Annotated in this window: 20 protein-coding genes and 1 riboswitch; of the genes, 12 read left to right on the top strand and 8 right to left on the bottom strand. The window is 47.8% G+C overall.

Translation table 11 applies throughout. The annotated features are described in order from the left end of the window. The 3 genes from CHH53_RS06925 to comGA all read right to left on the bottom strand — a co-directional run. The coding region (locus CHH53_RS06925; RefSeq protein ID WP_143594476.1) for a competence type IV pilus major pilin ComGC at positions 1-130 on the bottom strand (130 nt) is incomplete at its 3' end. A 14-nt stretch (positions 131-144) separates the two neighbouring features. Then, positions 145-1,209 (bottom strand): type II secretion system F family protein, encoded by a 1,065-nt coding sequence (locus CHH53_RS06920; RefSeq protein ID WP_095215383.1) that lies wholly within the window; start codon positions 1,207-1,209, stop codon positions 145-147. Further along, positions 1,142-2,164 (bottom strand): competence type IV pilus ATPase ComGA, encoded by a 1,023-nt coding sequence (gene comGA / locus CHH53_RS06915; RefSeq protein WP_233134895.1) that lies wholly within the window; start codon positions 2,162-2,164, stop codon positions 1,142-1,144. The genes CHH53_RS06920 and comGA overlap by 68 nt, the downstream gene beginning before the upstream one ends. A 191-nt stretch (positions 2,165-2,355) precedes the next feature. Here comGA and CHH53_RS06910 point away from each other — a divergent pair, with 191 nt between their 5' ends. Then, the gene (locus CHH53_RS06910) at positions 2,356-2,523 is read left to right on the top strand and encodes a YqzE family protein (protein WP_095215402.1); all 168 of its coding nucleotides are present in this window, start codon (positions 2,356-2,358) and stop codon (positions 2,521-2,523) included. Positions 2,524-2,539: 16 nt separating this feature from the next. Here CHH53_RS06910 and CHH53_RS06905 read toward each other — a convergent pair whose 3' ends face one another. Together CHH53_RS06905 and CHH53_RS06900 are read right to left on the bottom strand one after the other, a co-directional pair. After that, positions 2,540-3,379: a YqhG family protein gene (locus tag CHH53_RS06905; RefSeq protein ID WP_095215382.1), complete on the bottom strand. Its 840-nt coding sequence runs from the start codon at positions 3,377-3,379 to the stop codon at positions 2,540-2,542. Then, the gene (locus CHH53_RS06900) at positions 3,372-5,027 is read right to left on the bottom strand and encodes a DEAD/DEAH box helicase (RefSeq protein ID WP_095215381.1); all 1,656 of its coding nucleotides are present in this window, start codon (positions 5,025-5,027) and stop codon (positions 3,372-3,374) included. The genes CHH53_RS06905 and CHH53_RS06900 overlap by 8 nt, the downstream gene beginning before the upstream one ends. Before the next feature lie 196 nt (positions 5,028-5,223). After that, positions 5,224-5,311, top strand: a riboswitch (glycine riboswitch). Positions 5,312-5,467: 156 nt separating this feature from the next. Here CHH53_RS06900 and gcvT point away from each other — a divergent pair. The 3 genes from gcvT to gcvPB are packed head-to-tail and all read left to right on the top strand — an operon-like array spanning position 5,468 to position 9,385. Next, a complete protein-coding gene (gene gcvT, locus CHH53_RS06895; protein ID WP_095215380.1) occupies positions 5,468-6,568 on the top strand; it encodes a glycine cleavage system aminomethyltransferase GcvT in 1,101 nt (366 codons plus the stop codon). 11 nt (positions 6,569-6,579) lie between these two features. Continuing rightward, positions 6,580-7,932 (top strand): aminomethyl-transferring glycine dehydrogenase subunit GcvPA, encoded by a 1,353-nt coding sequence (gcvPA, locus tag CHH53_RS06890; RefSeq protein WP_095215379.1) that lies wholly within the window; start codon positions 6,580-6,582, stop codon positions 7,930-7,932. Further along, a complete protein-coding gene (gcvPB, locus tag CHH53_RS06885) occupies positions 7,922-9,385 on the top strand; it encodes an aminomethyl-transferring glycine dehydrogenase subunit GcvPB (protein ID WP_095215378.1) in 1,464 nt (487 codons plus the stop codon). Before gcvPA ends, gcvPB begins: the two co-directional genes overlap by 11 nt. Positions 9,386-9,420: 35 nt before the next feature. Here the strand turns inward: gcvPB and CHH53_RS06880 are convergent, their stop codons facing one another. Further along, complete coding sequence (locus tag CHH53_RS06880) at positions 9,421-9,807, bottom strand: rhodanese-like domain-containing protein (protein WP_095215377.1); 387 nt, start codon at positions 9,805-9,807, stop codon at positions 9,421-9,423. 193 nt (positions 9,808-10,000) lie between these two features. Here CHH53_RS06880 and mntR point away from each other — a divergent pair, with 193 nt between their 5' ends. Both mntR and CHH53_RS06870 read left to right on the top strand, forming a co-directional pair. Beyond that, entirely contained in the window at positions 10,001-10,420 is a 420-nt protein-coding gene (gene mntR, locus CHH53_RS06875) for a transcriptional regulator MntR (RefSeq protein ID WP_095215376.1), read from the top strand. Positions 10,421-10,506: 86 nt separating this feature from the next. Then, on the top strand, positions 10,507-11,394 hold the full coding sequence (locus tag CHH53_RS06870; RefSeq protein WP_095215375.1) for a patatin-like phospholipase family protein: 888 nt from the start codon (positions 10,507-10,509) through the stop codon (positions 11,392-11,394). A 13-nt stretch (positions 11,395-11,407) separates the two neighbouring features. Here CHH53_RS06870 and CHH53_RS06865 read toward each other — a convergent pair whose 3' ends face one another. Together CHH53_RS06865 and CHH53_RS06860 are read right to left on the bottom strand one after the other, a co-directional pair. Further along, positions 11,408-11,824, bottom strand: coding sequence for an SA1362 family protein (locus CHH53_RS06865; protein WP_233134890.1), 417 nt, complete (start codon positions 11,822-11,824; stop codon positions 11,408-11,410). A gap of 43 nt (positions 11,825-11,867) precedes the next feature. Continuing rightward, entirely contained in the window at positions 11,868-12,812 is a 945-nt protein-coding gene (locus CHH53_RS06860; RefSeq protein ID WP_095215373.1) for a DUF1385 domain-containing protein, read from the bottom strand. Positions 12,813-12,931: 119 nt separating this feature from the next. Here CHH53_RS06860 and CHH53_RS06855 point away from each other — a divergent pair, with 119 nt between their 5' ends. From CHH53_RS06855 to spoIIIAB, 6 genes are all read left to right on the top strand, one after another. Further along, positions 12,932-13,411, top strand: coding sequence for a YqhR family membrane protein (locus tag CHH53_RS06855; protein WP_158221504.1), 480 nt, complete (start codon positions 12,932-12,934; stop codon positions 13,409-13,411). Between the two features lie 84 nt (positions 13,412-13,495). Then, positions 13,496-13,924, top strand: a complete 429-nt coding sequence (gene aroQ / locus CHH53_RS06850) for a type II 3-dehydroquinate dehydratase (protein WP_143594475.1) — start codon at positions 13,496-13,498, stop codon at positions 13,922-13,924. Positions 13,925-13,945: 21 nt separating this feature from the next. Then, a complete protein-coding gene (locus CHH53_RS06845; RefSeq protein ID WP_095215370.1) occupies positions 13,946-15,007 on the top strand; it encodes a M24 family metallopeptidase in 1,062 nt (353 codons plus the stop codon). Between the two features lie 25 nt (positions 15,008-15,032). After that, positions 15,033-15,590, top strand: a complete 558-nt coding sequence (gene efp / locus CHH53_RS06840) for an elongation factor P (protein WP_095215369.1) — start codon at positions 15,033-15,035, stop codon at positions 15,588-15,590. A gap of 123 nt (positions 15,591-15,713) precedes the next feature. Further along, the gene (gene spoIIIAA, locus CHH53_RS06835; protein WP_095215368.1) at positions 15,714-16,628 is read left to right on the top strand and encodes a stage III sporulation protein AA; all 915 of its coding nucleotides are present in this window, start codon (positions 15,714-15,716) and stop codon (positions 16,626-16,628) included. Further along, positions 16,625-17,137 (top strand): stage III sporulation protein SpoIIIAB, encoded by a 513-nt coding sequence (gene spoIIIAB / locus CHH53_RS06830; protein WP_095215367.1) that lies wholly within the window; start codon positions 16,625-16,627, stop codon positions 17,135-17,137. Before spoIIIAA ends, spoIIIAB begins: the two co-directional genes overlap by 4 nt. Positions 17,138-17,151 lie beyond the last annotated feature (14 nt).

Here is a 17,151-nt window from a genome sequence, read left to right as displayed (position 1 = left end):
CTTCGCAGCCCTGTGATTGGACACGGTCGTTCTTATCGGCCAGATTCGGCACGATAAGGATCATCAAAACGGAAATGACGAGTAAGACAATAAGCATTTCGACCAATGTGAATCCCTTTTCGTTTCGCATTAGATCACCTCTTCCTATAATGTATGGACCATCTGGAACATGGGAAGCAGCAAAGATAAATAAACGATGATGATGCATATTGCCATGATACCAAGCAGAATGGGCTGCAGGAGATGAAGAAAAGTCTTCGTTCGTTCCTCCATTTTGGAAGTCATGATTTCCGCATACATCAAAAGATCCTTCGCTTGAGAAGATACATCGGCTTGATTTAAAAGGATGCCCTGAAGCTGCCGATCAAGCAGCGTGAAGCTAGGCAGACACTCGTCCATCGTCCGGCCGGAAGACAGGTGGGCCAGCAAAGTGCTGCTATACAGCCGCAGCATGTCATGATATTGCTGCTTAGACAGCAGCTGGAGACTTTCATATAGTGAAAGTCCTGCTGTAAGGAGGTTGCCAAGCTGGATGGCAAACTGAAAGCTTATCCGTGTACGGGCAATGCGATGCATACCAGGCACGTTTTCCAGATAATAACGTTTCTTTTCTGATGGTAATCGTTTTCGGAGGTGATCTTGGGAGAGGAATAGACAGATCCCGATCGCTCCTAAGGCTAGGCTTCCATACAAGAATACATTCACCAAACTGGAAAAGAAGCCAAGAAGGTTCGCAGACTCGGTTGAATAAGCGAAGAGGGAGAGAAAAGATGGATAGACGTAAAGCTTCACGAATAACAGAAGCAATAGGATACTGATTAGGAGAAAAACTGGATAACGAGTGACTTTTTTGAACTTCGCCAGCTGCTGCATCTGTTTCTGTAAAGTGGTGTAGCTTCTTTCCAATGCATTTTCCAGGTTCCCATCGTGATGGGCCACGTAAATATGGATGACGATGAAAGGTGAAAAGCGAGCATGGGAGAAGGCTTCATCCAGCCGCAGACCTTGCTGTAAACCTTCACGTAATTTTTGAGTCACTGATTGCCATTGCGGCTGCCAGTGCAGGAAATCAAGTGAATGGGCCATATCATAGCCTTTCAATCGCATTCGATGAAGCTGTTGAAGGAAGTGCGTCTGCTGTTCAAGGGACAGCAGTCTGTCTCCCTTCCTGAATCTGATAAGTTTCTTTCGTGATAAAGCCATATGCATAGGCTTTCCTCCTAAGTTCAGCAAATGTCAGGAAAGAGGTATTGTACGATTTCAGCAAGCAGCCGATTTGAGCAGAGTCTGCCAGCTCCATGATGGCAGCACGGGAAGGGTGGGGCACAGTGATGGGGAGAAGCTCCAGTGAAGCTACACCGATCAAGGTATGGTGTAAATCCGCTTCTGGTAGGCCCATTTCTCTTAAACGATGAATGGCGCCCGCCGCATCTTTTGCATGCAGGGTGCTGATGACCAGGTGCCCTGTCCTTGCTGTTTCAAATGCAAAACTTGCGGTGGATTCATCCCTGATTTCCCCGATCATCAGCACATCAGGATCATGACGCAGAGCCGCTTTCAACCCTGCCTGGTAGGTAAGGCCTGCCTTTTCATTCACTTGCACTTGCAGCATATTCTCCATTCTTTTTTCAATCGGGTCCTCCAAAGTGATAGCCTGATATGCTTTCATTTGCAATAAATCCTGAAGCAGTGCATACATTGTCGTCGTCTTGCCGCTGCCGGTGGGTCCGGTGAACAATAGTATTCCGGTATTTTCCATCAACAGCTGCCGCAGCTTATGGATTTGAAAAGGGAATAACAACAGCTGGTCGAGCAGAGGGGCTTCACTTTGGGGGAGGATCCTTATGGCCAGGCTTTCTGTTTTCTTAAGCGGCAAGGTGGATAGCCGGAGGGAATATTGCTGTTGGCCTTTATAGGAAAATGGCATCGCGCCGTCCTGAGGTTTTTGCATTTCTCCGATATCCATGCCGCTGACAAATTTGTAGTATGCAATCAATTTGCGAAAATGCATGGTCGATAGACGGCTGTGAAGGATGCGTTTTCCATGGATGCGTATATAAACGCTAGTTTCATTCGCCTCCGGCGTAAAGTGGATGTCGGAGGCTTGCTGCTGTATCGCTTCCTCCATCAGATTTTCTGCATAATGCAAAGGACTATCCTGCACGTATGTCACCTCCTTGGCTGATACATTACTACAAGGTCAAAGAGCCGTCATATCGTGAAAATGCAGTAATCTTCCATGTGAGCAAGCTTAAAAAAGATATATCCTTGAAAAATTCAAGCATCTTTTTTCATGCTGTATGGAAAGAATTGAAATTGGTCACGCTACAAGTAAAAAGTAAGGAGGGATGGGATTTGTCATCAAATGATTATTTCCGATTCGTCACGCAGGAGCTGGTGAAAAAGATGGATGCACCGAAGCAGAAAAAGAAACCGAAGGATAAGGAAAAGCATCAGCTGCATGGAAAGTGGTTCGGCGTCCTGCCTTTCGCTTTCAAGCTATTGTTCCGTCGTAAACGATAAGAGGCCCGGACAAGGTTCAGGCCTCTTTTTTTTGTAGAAGTTTTTGGGTCGTCTCTTCCGAAAGATAAAAAATGCCGGCATTGATCGTTTCCATTCGGATGGAGGGGATGAGTCGTTTGTGCAGGGCGTCCAGCTCGTTTTGGTACAAGGCTGCTCTTTCTTCCTGCATTTCCTCTTCCATTTCTCCTTGATTGCTTTGGTCAAAGAAATGCTGAAGCAAAGCTTCTTCCTGTTTGAGTGTGTCTGCGGTTTCCTTTATCCATCCATCATCAAGTGCATCCAAATACGTATGCATATAGCTGCTGATCCGCTGGTAGCCGCTTTGGTATCGGATGATGGGGGAGAGGCAATAGCATTGATCGCTGATCTGCTGCTTGAATTCCACCTGGGAGAAGTTCTCCATCCAATTCGTGACAAGCTGCCCATTCAAGAGCTGCAAGCCTACCGAGTGCGTTTCGGTTCGTTTGCGCTTACCGGAAAAATGAACGCTTATGTTCCGGATGAGCCACGGGTACAATGGTGTCCGGGAAGCTGAATCAACTTTTTCGTACAGACGTGCCACTTGGGCAGATTCCCGGATCAGCCGGAAAATCTTATGCAGGCGCGGGCTGCCGAAATGGATATGCTCGGCTTTCTCGGCTGATTGATTCGGATCGGTCAGAAGTGTCAGCTCCATCGGTTCGCCTTCCTGGCCGAGCCGTTTCTTGTAACGCCAATAGAATGGCCGATTCATCAATTCTTCATCCAACTCCGGGGTAAGCAGGAAACGAAGCAGTCCGTCCTTCTCCTCCAGCAGCTGACAGCCATTCGATACAAAAAATTTTCGCAGGAATCGATGAAGTGTTTGTCTATCCATGTAATTTCTCCCTTTCCAGCTGGTGTCCCGTTTCGGTGATGACCGCAGTCAGATTGTCGAGCTTGACTTTGACTTCACCATCCGAATGGGAATCAGCGAAGATCCTTTTGATTTCCTTTTCCATATCGGATAGCTGGAGTTCGGCAAGGATATGGTCGAGATTGCCGATCACGCGTTCGAATAAATTGATTTTCTTATAAAGCAATTCAAGTATGTGTGCTTCCAATGTGTCACGTACTGCAAAATTATAAATTTGCACATCTTTTTGCTGACCGAAACGATGGATCCTGCCGATCCGCTGTTCCAGCCGCATCGGATTCCAAGGCAGATCATAATTGATCATATTGCTGCAAAATTGAAGGTTGATTCCTTCGCCGCCAGCTTCGGTCGCAATCAGGACCTGGGCGTGCTTTTCGAACAGCTCACGCATCCAGTCCTTTTTGCCGGCTTTGAATCCTCCCCGGAAAGGCACGGAGGATATGTCGTGCTGCTTCAGTGTCCATTGCAAATAAAATTGCGTTGCCCGATATTCGGTAAAGATGATGAATTTCTCCCCGGGCGGGGCGGCCTTGATAAGCTCGACAACCTTTAACGCCTTGCTATGCTGAGGCAGCTGTTCGATTTCTTTCATGAGCGGCAGATAGGCAGTGCCGGATTCCGGATTTTCCTCGACCATTTTCTTCATGGACAAATATGCAGCTTCCCTGGAGCTGCATAGCTCCCGGAGCAGGGTGATTTTTGCGAAAGTCGCTGCGGCGCTGGTGGAATCCTGCATATTCTCATACACCCGGCGCTCTGCCTCGGTGAAATCGATCCAAATGGTCTCGACTTTCCGCTTCGTCCATTGCAGTCCCGTTTCCTCCCGGCGGTTGCGGACCATCACTTTGCGGATGAGTTCTTTCAGATAATGATGCTCTTCTGCATCTTTGCGATCATCTCCATATGTATCTTTGAATTGCTTGTAGCTGCCAAGGTAGCCAGGCTTCAGCAAGGATACGAGATTATAAATATCGCTCAGTCTATTTTGGACAGGTGTTGCTGTCAGCAGCAGGCAATATTTCTTTTTTAACGACTGGATGAAGGCATAATTCTTTGTTCGGCTGTTCTTCAGTTTGTGTGCTTCATCGACAAGTACGAAATCATAGTCTTGCTCCAAGATGATCTCACGGTGGGGTGAGCGTTTTGCCAAGTCGATAGAGGACACGATCACATCATAATGCTCCCACACATATTGCTTTCGCTGGGATGCGGCAGGTATATGGAACTTGGAATTCAATTCGTTCACCCACTGATTGACCAGGGATGCTGGCACAAGCAGCAGCACTTTTTTCACCAACCCGCGTATCATCAATTCTTTCAATACCAGACCCGCTTCGATCGTCTTACCAAGCCCCACTTCATCTGCAAGGATGGCGCGCCCATTCATCTCTTCGACTACCCGCCGGCTTGCTTCCAGCTGGTGCGGGTGGAAGGTCATGTGAGGCAGATAGCCGGGCGCGACCAAGCCGGTGAATGTATCGATATTCGTTTCTTTGGCAGCTGTATAGGCCATTTGGAAATGCTCCCAGGATGCTGTTTCTCCTTCTTTCTGCAGTACCTCATCCATCATATTGATGAAGTGTTCATCGTCGTGTATTTCCGCTTGCATGGTGAACTCATCTCCTTATTCTTCGGAGTTTCATGAAAAAAGCATAAAAAAGATAGACACAATCAAAAATTGTTATGTTATAATTGGGCTGAAACCAAACATTATCAATATTTTTTGTTAGAATGTTTGGATTTTGCTTTTTTATAGGTTGATTGTCTGTTAGTATGCCCGCGATTTACAATTTCATAAACCGCGAGTGAATGTTGGAGGAGAGACCGCAGCAAGCGGCGCCGAAGGAGCAAATATTGAGTGAATCTCTCAGGCAAAAGAACTCCAGCACGACGCAACTCTGGAGAGTGCTTCCGTAATGGGAGCCACCCAAGAAGCAATTATGGTCCAAGGACGATAAGAAACTTTCTGGTAAATGGACAGAGCCCCTCAAAGTTTTTTCGAGGTGGCTCTGTTTTTCGTTGCGAGGTACAAAAGAGAGGAGAAGGATGATGAGCGAGTTGAAAAGAACACCGATTTATCCTGCTTATCAGGCAAACAGCAAGACGATCGATTTCGGCGGATGGGAGCTTCCGGTCCATTTCACCAGCATCCAGGAAGAGCATCATGCCGTGCGGCAGGCTGCCGGCTTATTCGATGTTTCCCATATGGGAGAGATCCTGGTTCATGGGCCGGCGAGTAAGGATTTCCTGCAGTATGTCCTGACGAATGACTTGGAACTGCTTGTTCCAAACAAAGCGCAATACAGCGTCATGTGTTATGAGGATGGCGGAACGGTGGACGATCTGATTGTTTATATGCTGGACGATGATTGTTATCTTTTGGTTGTCAATGCTGCCAATATCGAAAAGGATTTCGAATGGCTGCTTACCCATAAGCGTGATGGCGTGGAGATCGAAAATCAGTCAGGGGCTTATATGCAGATTGCCCTCCAAGGACCCAAGGCAGAGCAAATCCTTCAGCAGCTGACAGGAACGGAATTGTCTGAAATTTCGTTTTTCCGGTTTGCTTATCCTGTGAATCTGGAGGGGATAGACGGGGATTTCCTGATTTCGCGCACTGGCTATACGGGCGAAGATGGTTTTGAAATCTATGGACCGTCTGCAAGCGGCCAGGCTGTCTGGGAACTGCTGTTAAAAAAAGGCGGGCAATATGATCTTCAGCCAATCGGTCTGGGTGCGAGGGACACATTGCGTTTCGAAGCGAATTTGCCTTTATACGGCAATGAATTGACAAAAGAAATCACACCGGTCGAAGCAGGCATCGGCTTTGCGGTGAAAACGAATAAGTCCGCCGACTTCATCGGCAAAGAAGTCTTGAAAAAGCAAAAAGAGAACGGAACGGAGCGAAAGCTGGCCGGTATCGAGATGCTGGATAAAGGAATCCCTCGTCATGGATATCCGATTTTTAAAGGCGATGTACAGATTGGTGAAGTAACAACAGGCACCAAATCACCTACGCTGGATAAATCAATCGGTCTTGCCCTCCTGCAAGCGGATGCTTGTGAAGAAGGAAATATTGTGGAGGTGCAAATCCGAAAAAAAAGATTGCAGGCCAAGGTTGTCGCAATACCATTCTATAAGCGGAAATAGGGGGATACGCCATGGATTTCAGGTACTTACCAATGACAGACCAAGATAAAGAAGAAATGCTGCAAGTGATAGGTGTGCAGGATACGGAGGAGCTTTTCTCCGATATTCCGGAGGAGGTCCGGCTCAAAGAGCCTCTTCGGATAAAGGAACCGAAGAGTGAAGGGGAATTGAAAGAGGAGCTTGCCGCTTTGGCCAATCGAAATGTCACGATGAAAACACATGCTTCCTTCCTTGGAGCAGGTGTGTACGATCATTACATTCCTTCCATCGTCGATCATGTCATTTCGAGATCTGAGTTTTATACAGCTTACACGCCATATCAGCCTGAAATTTCCCAAGGGGAGCTGCAAGCCATTTTTGAATTTCAGACCATGATTGCCGAGCTGACAGGGATGGATGTAGCCAATAGTTCCATGTACGATGGCGGAACAGCACTTGCGGAGGCAGCGACATTAAGCGCGGGGCATACCAGAAAGAGAAAAATCATTGTATCCGAAGCAGTCCACCCCGAATCACGGCAAGTGATCGATTCCTATGGAAGAGGGCAGCACTTGGAGATTGTCACCATTCCGCTCAAGGACGGATTGACTGATTTGCAAGCGCTGGAAGAAGCGGTGGATGAAGATACAGCTAGTGTCATCATCCAATATCCGAATTTCTTCGGCCAGGTCGAACCGCTTGCTGACATTCGAAAAATCATCGATGCACAGCCAAAAGCGATGATGGTCGTTTCCAGCAATCCATTAGCTTTAGGTTTCCTGACACCGCCAGGAAGCTTCGGGGCCGATATCGTCGTTGGTGATACGCAAGTGTTCGGTATCCCGGCACAATATGGCGGCCCGCATTGCGGATATTTTGCGAGCTCTGCCAAGCTGATGCGCAAATTGCCCGGAAGACTTGTCGGACAGACAAAGGATGAGGAAGGCAGAAGGGGTTTCGTCCTGACACTCCAAGCCCGGGAGCAGCATATCCGCCGGGACAAGGCGACATCGAATATTTGTTCCAATCAGGCGCTGAATGCGCTGGCTTCATCTGTGGCAATGAGCGCCTTGGGGAAAAAAGGCGTTGCGGAGATGGCACACTTGAATGTACAGAAAGCTTTGTACATGAAGCAGCAGCTGGAAGCATATGGTCTCGAAGTTGTGTTTAAAGGCGCGTTCTTCAATGAATTGGTCATCAAGGTGGAAACGGATTTTGATGCATTGCAGGATCATCTGATTGCACAAGGGTTTATCGGGGGGTATCACTTGGGACGGATGGATGATCGATGGAAGGACCATATGCTTATTGCTGTGACGGAGCAGCGTACGAAGGAACAGATTGATACATTCGTTAGAGAGGTGGCGGCATTCCATGCAAAATAATACTGATTTCCCATTGCTGTTCGAGCTATCGAAGACAGGAAGGACAGGATACAGCCTGCCGCCGCTTGATGTGCCGGAAACCGATATCAATGAAGTCTTTGATCCGGCTTACATCCGTACCGAACCGGCTGCACTGCCCGAGCTGAGCGAGCTTCAGATCATCCGGCACTATACAGCATTGTCCCGGAGGAATTATGGTGTTGATTCCGGATTCTATCCGCTTGGTTCCTGCACGATGAAGTACAATCCGAAGATCAATGAAGATGTCATCCGGATGGAAGGCTTCAGCCACGTACATCCATATCAGGATCCCAAAACGGCACAAGGTGCACTGGAGCTCATGTTTGACCTTCAGGAGCAGCTGAAAGAAATCACCGGCATGCATGAGGTCTCCCTGCAGCCAGCTGCAGGAGCACATGGGGAATGGACTGGGCTGATGATGATCAGGGCGCTGCATGAGAAAAACGGAGAGACGCAGAGGACCAAGGTCATCGTACCGGATTCCGCCCATGGTACGAATCCCGCTTCGGCAACAGTGGCAGGATTTGAATCTGTCACGGTCAAATCCAATGAACAGGGACTGGTCGATTTGGAAGATTTGCGTCGTGTCGTCGGAGAAGATACAGCGGCACTGATGCTCACAAACCCGAATACACTGGGTTTATTCGAAAAGGATATCCTGGAAATGGCCAAGATCGTCCATGAAGCAGGCGGTAAACTGTATTATGATGGTGCCAACCTGAATGCCATCATGGGCTATACACGCCCGGGTGATATGGGCTTCGATGTCGTGCATTTGAATCTGCATAAAACGTTCACCGGTCCCCATGGCGGCGGCGGTCCAGGTTCCGGACCAGTCGGGGTTTCTGAAGAGCTTGCGGCCTTTTTGCCAAAGCCGGTCGTTCGCAGGCAAGGGGAAGAAATCATCCTTGACGAAAATCGCCCGGATTCCATCGGACGCGTGAAGCCTTATTACGGCAACTTCGGTATCAATGTCCGTGCGTATACGTATATCCGGACAATGGGACCGGAAGGGTTGAAGCGGGTGAGTGAATACGCTGTGCTGAATGCAAATTATATGATGCGCCGCTTGAGTGAAGCATTTGATTTGCCATATACGCAGCATTGCAAGCATGAATTCGTGCTTTCCGGACGCAGACAGAAAAAACTGGGTGTCCGCACACTCGATATTGCGAAACGACTGCTTGATTTTGGGTACCATCCTCCGACCATCTACTTCCCGCTCAACGTCGAAGAAGCACTGATGATCGAGCCGACCGAGACGGAAGCAAAGGAAACATTGGATGGTTTCATTGATACGATGCTGGAAATTGCTGCAGATGCAGAGCATGATCCTGAAATCGTCCAGGAGGCGCCGCATACGACAGTCGTGAGCAGAATGGATGAAACGACTGCTGCGAGAAAGCCTATCCTGCGCTATATCCCAGAATGAAAAAAGAGCTTTGCACACAATGTGCAAAGCTCTTTTCAATCGCCTTTACGTTTGATTTTACCGCTCCAGGCTTTGAAACCGCCTTTAAGCTGATTAAGATCCTGACATCCTTTTTTATGCAGCATTGCTGCAGCTCGGACAGTGCGTGTACCGTTTTGATCATATAAGTAAACTGGCTTGTCCTTACGGATCTCAGCCATACGGTAGCGAAGCTGTGTCAGCGGGATATTACGGGCACCCAGGATATGTCCGCCATCGAACTCTTTTGGTTCACGGACATCAATCAGCTGTGCTTTACGGTAGCCAGCTTTGAATTCTTCCTCTGTAAGAGTCTTTAAATGTCTCTTCTGAATGAAATAACGGATTACACTATAAAGAATGAATACAACGAGTGCAATGCCGATAACCAGTACTGCTTCCATGTCATTTCCCCCATCTGCTGATACTCCAGCTTATATTATAGCAATCATGTACTTATTTTCAAAGAATTTTTACAGCCGTTTAAGTAAGTGTAACACTTTTGTCCTGATTCAACTTTGTTGGCTTGTTTGTCTGATGGAAAAGGTGTATCATGTAAAGATGTAAAAGCCGCAGTGGTTTGAATGGAGGAGTTTTATGCCTACACCCAGCATGGAGGACTATATTGAACAAATTTACATATTGATGGAGCAAAAAGGATACGCTCGTGTCTCGGATATAGCCGAGAATCTGCAGGTCCATCCTTCTTCTGTCACGAAAATGGTGCAGAAGCTGGATAAAGATGAATATCTGAAATATGAAAAATATCGGGGATTGATACTTACAGATAAAGGGGAGAGGGTCGGCAAGCGCCTGGTTTACCGGCATGAACTCTTGGAGGATTTTCTTCGGATCATTGGTGTCGAGGAAGAAAATATCTACCATGATGTAGAAGGGATCGAGCATCACTTGAGTTGGAATTCCATCGAACGGATCGGCAATCTTGTTCAATTCTTCCAGGAAGATAAAGGACGTCAAGAAGCATTAATCAAAGTTCAGCAAGACCAAAAGTCTTAACAGCCATCCAATTCGGATGGTTTTTTTGTTCTAAAAGACCGGCTCCTTGATTAGGTATAGTAAAAAGTCATCATGGAGCGTGCTCAATGAAAATAGACGGCGTTTTTTCAGGTGGCGGTGTGAAGGCGTTCGCATTCATTGGTGCCATTCAGGCGGTGGAGAAGGAGAAATACGAGTTCGAGAATGTTGCAGGCACTTCTGCCGGTGCGATTGTTGCTGGTTTGCTGGCAGCTGGTTATGACGGGGAAGAATTGGAGGCCTTGCTGCAGGAAACGGATATCAGCAAATTCACAGATCCCATCAAGCTGACGAAGTTCATCCCGTTCGCCAACTGGCTGACACTGTATTTCAAGATGGGGTTGTACAAGGGCAATGCCTTGGAAAGATGGCTATACGAAGCCCTGGCCAAAAAGCAGGTATACACATTCCAGGATTTGAAGCAAAAGACACTGAAAGTGATTGCAGCCGATGTCACGCTCGGGCGATTGATCGTGTTCCCGGATGATCTGGCGGGGACATATGGAATCGACGGGGGCAGTTTTCCGGTGGCGCGGGCAATTCGGATGAGTGCTGGTATTCCGTACATTTTCATGCCGGCAAGACTGATATATAGGAATCGGAAAAAAAGCCTGCTGCTGGATGGCGGGCTGCTGAGCAATTTTCCGCTTTGGACCTTGGAGGGCGATGACCGGCTCTTGAGACGGCCGATCCTGGGGATGAAGCTGAGTGAATCTGTACAGAAAATCCCAGTGCAGAAGGTCCACCAATCCTTTGATTTATTTTACGCGCTTTTCAAGACGATGAAGGTTGCGCATGATATGCGGCATATCAATCAGGACACCGCAAAAGATATCATTTTCATTCCGGTGGAGGGCATCGGAATGGCCGATTTCCATATCTCTGCCGCTGAAAAGGAAAAGCTGATAGCAGTCGGCAGGGACAAGGCGGAGCAGTTTCTGAAACGCTGGCCATAAAAAAAGTCGGGCATCAGATGCTCGACTTTTTCCGTTTCTGTTTGTTGCCTTCAATGACACGGAGCTGCGGACCGCGGGACCGATCTTTGATGGATCGTTTTCTTTTTGAGGCAGATGCTTTTTTAATGCTGGCAGCAGATTTTGCTGGCTTATTGACAGGACGGGCTTTCGGCTGCTTGTATTTTTGTTTTGACTGCTTCACTGCCTTTTTATATTTCTGCATATCGCTGCTGCTGCCGCCAGCTGGGCCGCGGCCGCGCATGCGTGTAAGAATGAAATAAAGCACTGCACCGAAAAGGACGGCACCTCCAATCCAAACGAGCACATTCTGGAAGAATGCTCCTGGATTCGTCACGAGCTGCATGACGACGCCGATGGCAGCAAGCCCAATCAAAACAAAAACGATGATGGAAGACCCAGATCTACGCAACCCATTTTCCTCCTTTCCATGCCTTGGTGGAGACATGGTTTCGTTATCTTACTATCTTTATACCACTATTCACCGGTACAGAATCATTTTCCAGCACTTTTTTGAAAGAAGCGAGCGCAACCTCCACTTGGTCATCCTTTGGCTCTTTTGTCGTAAGCAGCTGGAGCCATAAACCGGGATATCCAAGGAAGCGAAGGACAGGGACATTCCTGACCTTATTCGTGAGCTGCAGCACTTCGAAGGATAGTCCGATGACAACCGGCAGGAGCAGGATCCTGTTTACCATGCGCCACCATAGCGGATCCGTTGCAACGAACATATATACAATCACACCAACTATGACGGTGAACAGCATGAAACTGGATCCGCACCGATAATGCAGGCGGGATTGCTTCTGTACATTTTCGACAGTGAGCGGCAGTCCGTTTTCATAACAATTGATCACTTTATGTTCGGCGCCATGATATTGGAATACACGTTTAATTATTGGTGTCAATGACACAAGATAAACGTATGCAAGAAGCAGAATCAGCTTCAGGAATCCTTCCAGTGCAACTTGTTCAAAGCGGGAAGGGAGCCATTTCTCGAAGAAATCCGCGACTAATGCAGGGGTGAGTGTGAAAATCAGTTTTCCGAAAATGAAGGATAGCACACCCACCGCACCGATCCCGATGATCATTGCCAGTCTGGATTTCTTCTCCTCAGGCACGATATCTGCATCATCTTCGGGATTGACACCATAACGCTCCGAAGAAAAATTCAAATGCTTCGTTCCATTGGCGCTGGCCTGTACGATGGCTGCAAGTCCCCGCAATATAGGTATTTTTTTCAATTTGGATAGTTTCGGGTTATCTTTCCGTTCGACGGTTAAGTAATCAATGCTGTCGTCATTTCTGCGAACGGCAGTAACGAAGCTGTTTTTTCCCGCAAACATGACACCTTCAACGACGGCTTGCCCGCCATAGGTATTGGTTTGTTTATCTGACATAATTTCACCAGCCTCGTTTCGATTTCCTTCTATTTTACTAAAAAAATACAGAGAACACTAGATGGCAGCCATGATTAAAATTGTATATTCAAGGCATGCTACGTAATGAGGTGAGGAATATGCAGCAAAATCGGAAAACCGCATCCCGTTTCAACCGAAGTGCGGTCGTGACCGGATTCGTCGGGGGTGTGCTCTGGTCAGCGGTTGCCTGGGTAGCTTACTTTTTTCATTTTACCGATTTATCGGTGGCGGATTTCGTCCTGCGCTCATGGGTATGGATGCCGTGGGCCGAGACATGGGTCGGAGAACTGATCAGCATAATCCTGGTCGGTTTCCTTTCGGTTCTCATTGCTTTTCTGTATTTCCTATTTTTGAAGCAGCAGAAAGGAATCATGCCTAGCTTGATCTTCGGCGTGGTACTATGGGTCCTTGTCCAGCTTGTGCTGGCGCCGATCATCCATGGAGTGGATAGTGCCCTTCAAGCCGATCGCGATACAAATATAACGACAATGTGCCTGTATTTGCTTTATGCTGTATTCATCGGATACAGTATCAGCTTTGAATACCAGCAAAGTGAGGCATATCAGGAGAAGGGATGAGCATTTCGAATTTTCAATCACAAAATCTTCGTCTTATGTTACACTATGTGAAAGTTAAAATAATGTAACCAAAGGATGAAGAAAGTGAATCGCTTAATGCTAATCAATGGACCCAATTTGAACTTACTCGGCACGAGGGAACCTGGTATTTATGGAAGTCATACATTGTCGGACGTGGTGGCGGAGGTCAAGAAGGTAACGGACAGTTTTGATTACGAGCTGGAAGACTTTCAGTCGAACCACGAAGGGGCGATGGTGGATAAGATACAGGAAGCGGGACGCACGTGCAGCGGAATCATCCTCAATGCAGCTGCTTATACACATACGAGCATTGCCATCAGGGATGCGATTGCCAGTATCCCGATTCCGGTGATAGAAGTCCATATTTCCAATATCCATACCCGGGAGGAGTTCAGGCATCATTCGATGCTGGCATCCGTGTGTAAAGCGCAGATCGTCGGCCTGGGTATCAAGGGCTATCGATATGCAGCTATGGCACTGCTGGAGAAATAAGAAGGGGAGAGGAAGAAACAAATGCAGAAACTCGAGAAATTACGTGCTTTGATGGAAAAAAAGGATTTGGATGCACTGATCGTGACGAGTGGGCAGAACCGCCGATACATATCAGGCTTTACCGGAAGTGCGGGACTTCTTGTCATAACCAAAGCCAAACAGCTGTTCATCACCGATTTTCGCTATATCGAGCAGGCAGCCGAGCAAGCGCCTGATTTTGAAATCATCGAGCATAAACAGTCCATCGTCCTCGAAACTGCCGCCCAGCTGCTGAAAGAAGGTGCGCAGCAGGTCGGGTTTGAGCACGAAGATGTCACTTTCGCACTGTATCAGCAGTTCCGGGATGCAGTCAAAGCAGATCTCATCCCGGCTTCGGGGTTGATCGAGGAATTGCGTCTGATCAAATCAGAAGCAGAGCTGCAGATCATGAAAACCGCTGCGGAGATTGCGGATGCTGCCTATACACATATCCTGACTTTCGTTAAACCGGGTATGAAGGAGATCGAGGTTTCCAATGAGCTGGAGTTCTTCATGCGCAAACAGGGCGCGACTCAATCCAGCTTCGATACGATTGTCGCGTCAGGCTATCGTTCCGCTTTGCCACATGGTGTGGCTTCTGAAAAAGAGATTCAAAAGGGTGAATTGGTCACACTCGATTATGGGGCTCTTTACAATGGATATTGCTCGGATATTACCAGAACTTTCGCAGTAGGCGAGATAAGTGACAAATTACGAGAGATTTATGATATAGTACTAGAGGCGAATCTTCGAGGAGTAGCAGGGGTGAAACCAGGCATTACTGGTAAGGAAGCCGATGCACTGACACGGGATTACATCAGCGAAAAAGGCTATGGCCAATACTTCGGGCATTCAACCGGACATGGACTCGGTATGGATGTGCACGAATCGCCAGCTTTATCCTTCCGCTCAGACACGGTGCTGAAGCCGGGTATGGTCGTGACGGTGGAACCGGGGATCTACATACCTGAAGTAGGCGGATGCCGTATCGAAGATGATCTTGTGCTGACAGCGGATGGCAGCGAACGCCTGACGTTCTCCACCAAAGATTTAATTACTTTGTAACAGCCGTTTTCGAAGGAGGAAAACAATGATTTCAGTTAACGATTTTCGTACGGGCCTTACAATCGAAGTAGACAATGGCCTGTGGCAGGTACTTGATTTCCAGCACGTAAAACCTGGTAAAGGTGCGGCTTTCGTCCGTTCCAAGCTGCGCAACCTGCGCAATGGCAACATCCAGGAGAAAACATTCCGTGCCGGAGAAAAAGTTTCCCGGGCGCATATCGAACACAAAAAAATGCAGTACCTTTATTCTGCTGGTGATACGCATACTTTCATGGATAATGAGTCTTTCGAGCAGCTGGAGCTTCAAACAGCGCAGATCGAATACGAACTTAAATTCCTGAAAGAAAACATGGAAATCAGCGTGATGACATATGGCGGCGAAACACTTGGTGTGGATCTGCCGAACAACGTGGAATTGAAAGTTGTGGAAACTGAACCTGGCATCAAAGGGGATACAGCGAGCGGCGGTACGAAGCCAGCTGTCCTGGAAACAGGTTTGAGCGTCCAAGTTCCTTTCTTCATCAATGAAGGGGATGTACTGATCATCAGCACATCCGATGGTAAATACGTATCACGTGCATAAGCAAACGTGAAAGAGTCTCTTCCCAACCTTGGGGAGGGGCTCTTTTTTGTGCATAAACAAATAAGAGGCACATACATTACAGTATGGACAACATGTCCAATCGAAGCCAGAGGTGAACAACTTATGAAGGAAATCCAAAACTTGTTTCGACCGCCTTTACAAGCGCTGTTAACAGAAAAAATCGGGGATCGATGGAATAAGCTGCAGGAAATACGATGCCGGACGAATCAACAGCTTGAGTTATGCTTCGATGACACGACCGAGTGGATAGAAACATCGTTCATGAATGCGGATGATGCTCGTTTCATGCTGAATCAACTAAGTGATTTCTCTTTATATGCACTTGAAAATGAATTACGGGAGGGATATATCACCATTGCAGGCGGACATCGTATCGGACTGAGCGGTCAAGTGAACACAGAAGGCGGAATGGTCAAAGCGCTAAAGCATATATCTTCTTTCAATATAAGAATCGCGAAGGCAAAACCGGGTGCAGCGAATAAAATCATGCCATCCTTATACCATTTCAATGGCTCCTGCCGTCACACGCTTGTCATAGGCCCGCCCAAGTCCGGGAAAACGACCATTCTGCGCGATATTGTCCGTACCCTATCCACCGGCTGGCAGCAATACCCGGCGTTGAAAACAGCAGTCGTCGATGAACGGTCCGAAATCGGGGGGAGTATCAACGGCGTTCCGCAGCATGACCTGGGAAGGAGAACCGATATCATGGATGCGTGCCCAAAGGCTGATGGATTGATGATGCTTATACGGTCGATGTCCCCGGATGTGATTGTGGCAGATGAGATCGGAAGCGAACGGGATGTGCAAGCATTGATGGAGGCATTGCATGCAGGTGTGACGATTGTTTGCAGTGTCCATGGGGACAGCTTGGAATCCATCCGTCACAGGCCATCCCTGCGACCGCTGTTTGAACATAAGGTCTTTGAACGCATCGTGATATTGAAGAAAGGCACCTCACCTGGAGTGGTACAAGCTTTGCTCGACACAGCAAGTCCGGCAGGTGTAAACGGATGAAGCTGATAGGGGCGATCCTTGTGCTCATAGCAGCAACCTGGGCGGGGTTTGAACTATCCCGCAAACTGCAGCAGCGACCGAAGCAAATCCGTCAGCTCATCAGCAGCCTGCAAGTCATGGAGGCAGAAATCTTATACAGTCAGACAAGCATCATCGAAACCAGTGATAATTTGGCTAAGCAAATTCCGCAGCCTGCAGCTTCTTTTTTCCGCTCTCTTTCGGATAAGCTGCAGCTGCACCCGGCTGGATTGTATGACTGCTGGGAGGAGACAACAGAAAATTGGATAGGAACCACTGCCTTGAAACCTGCTGAGAAGGATATCTGGCTGCAATTCGGCCGTACGCTCGGGCAGCATGATTTTGAGCAGCAGCAAAAACATATCCAGTTGGCCAGAACCCATTTGGAACGCGAGCTGGAGGAATCGGAAGAAGCAAACCAGCGATATGGGAAAATGTTTCGCAACCTTGGCTTCCTGACGGGACTGCTTATCGTGCTGCTGCTTATTTGAACGAGTTAGGAAAG

This window comes from Terribacillus sp. 7520-G, assembly GCF_002271665.1.
In the GTDB taxonomy this organism is placed as follows: domain Bacteria; phylum Bacillota; class Bacilli; order Bacillales; family Amphibacillaceae; genus Terribacillus.
The sequence above is the reverse complement of the archived record's forward strand: the minus strand, read 5'-3'. Positions and strand labels throughout refer to the sequence as shown.

Excerpts from the sequence above, each read along its gene's own strand:
- CHH53_RS06905 (WP_095215382.1), bottom strand. The coding sequence starts at position 3,379 with ATGGATAGACAAACACTTCATCGATTCCTGCGAAAATTTTTTGTATCG.
- gcvT (WP_095215380.1), top strand. The coding sequence starts at position 5,468 with ATGAGCGAGTTGAAAAGAACACCGATTTATCCTGCTTATCAGGCAAAC.
- gcvPA (WP_095215379.1), top strand. The coding sequence starts at position 6,580 with ATGGATTTCAGGTACTTACCAATGACAGACCAAGATAAAGAAGAAATG.
- CHH53_RS06870 (WP_095215375.1), top strand. The coding sequence starts at position 10,507 with ATGAAAATAGACGGCGTTTTTTCAGGTGGCGGTGTGAAGGCGTTCGCA.
- spoIIIAB (WP_095215367.1), top strand. The coding sequence starts at position 16,625 with ATGAAGCTGATAGGGGCGATCCTTGTGCTCATAGCAGCAACCTGGGCG.
- spoIIIAA (WP_095215368.1), top strand. The coding sequence starts at position 15,714 with ATGAAGGAAATCCAAAACTTGTTTCGACCGCCTTTACAAGCGCTGTTA.
- efp (WP_095215369.1), top strand. The coding sequence starts at position 15,033 with ATGATTTCAGTTAACGATTTTCGTACGGGCCTTACAATCGAAGTAGAC.
- mntR (WP_095215376.1), top strand. The coding sequence starts at position 10,001 with ATGCCTACACCCAGCATGGAGGACTATATTGAACAAATTTACATATTG.
- CHH53_RS06845 (WP_095215370.1), top strand. The coding sequence starts at position 13,946 with ATGCAGAAACTCGAGAAATTACGTGCTTTGATGGAAAAAAAGGATTTG.
- CHH53_RS06855 (WP_158221504.1), top strand. The coding sequence starts at position 12,932 with ATGCAGCAAAATCGGAAAACCGCATCCCGTTTCAACCGAAGTGCGGTC.
- CHH53_RS06920 (WP_095215383.1), bottom strand. The coding sequence starts at position 1,209 with ATGCATATGGCTTTATCACGAAAGAAACTTATCAGATTCAGGAAGGGA.
- CHH53_RS06880 (WP_095215377.1), bottom strand. The coding sequence starts at position 9,807 with ATGGAAGCAGTACTGGTTATCGGCATTGCACTCGTTGTATTCATTCTT.
- CHH53_RS06860 (WP_095215373.1), bottom strand. The coding sequence starts at position 12,812 with ATGTCAGATAAACAAACCAATACCTATGGCGGGCAAGCCGTCGTTGAA.
- CHH53_RS06900 (WP_095215381.1), bottom strand. The coding sequence starts at position 5,027 with ATGCAAGCGGAAATACACGACGATGAACACTTCATCAATATGATGGAT.
- gcvPB (WP_095215378.1), top strand. The coding sequence starts at position 7,922 with ATGCAAAATAATACTGATTTCCCATTGCTGTTCGAGCTATCGAAGACA.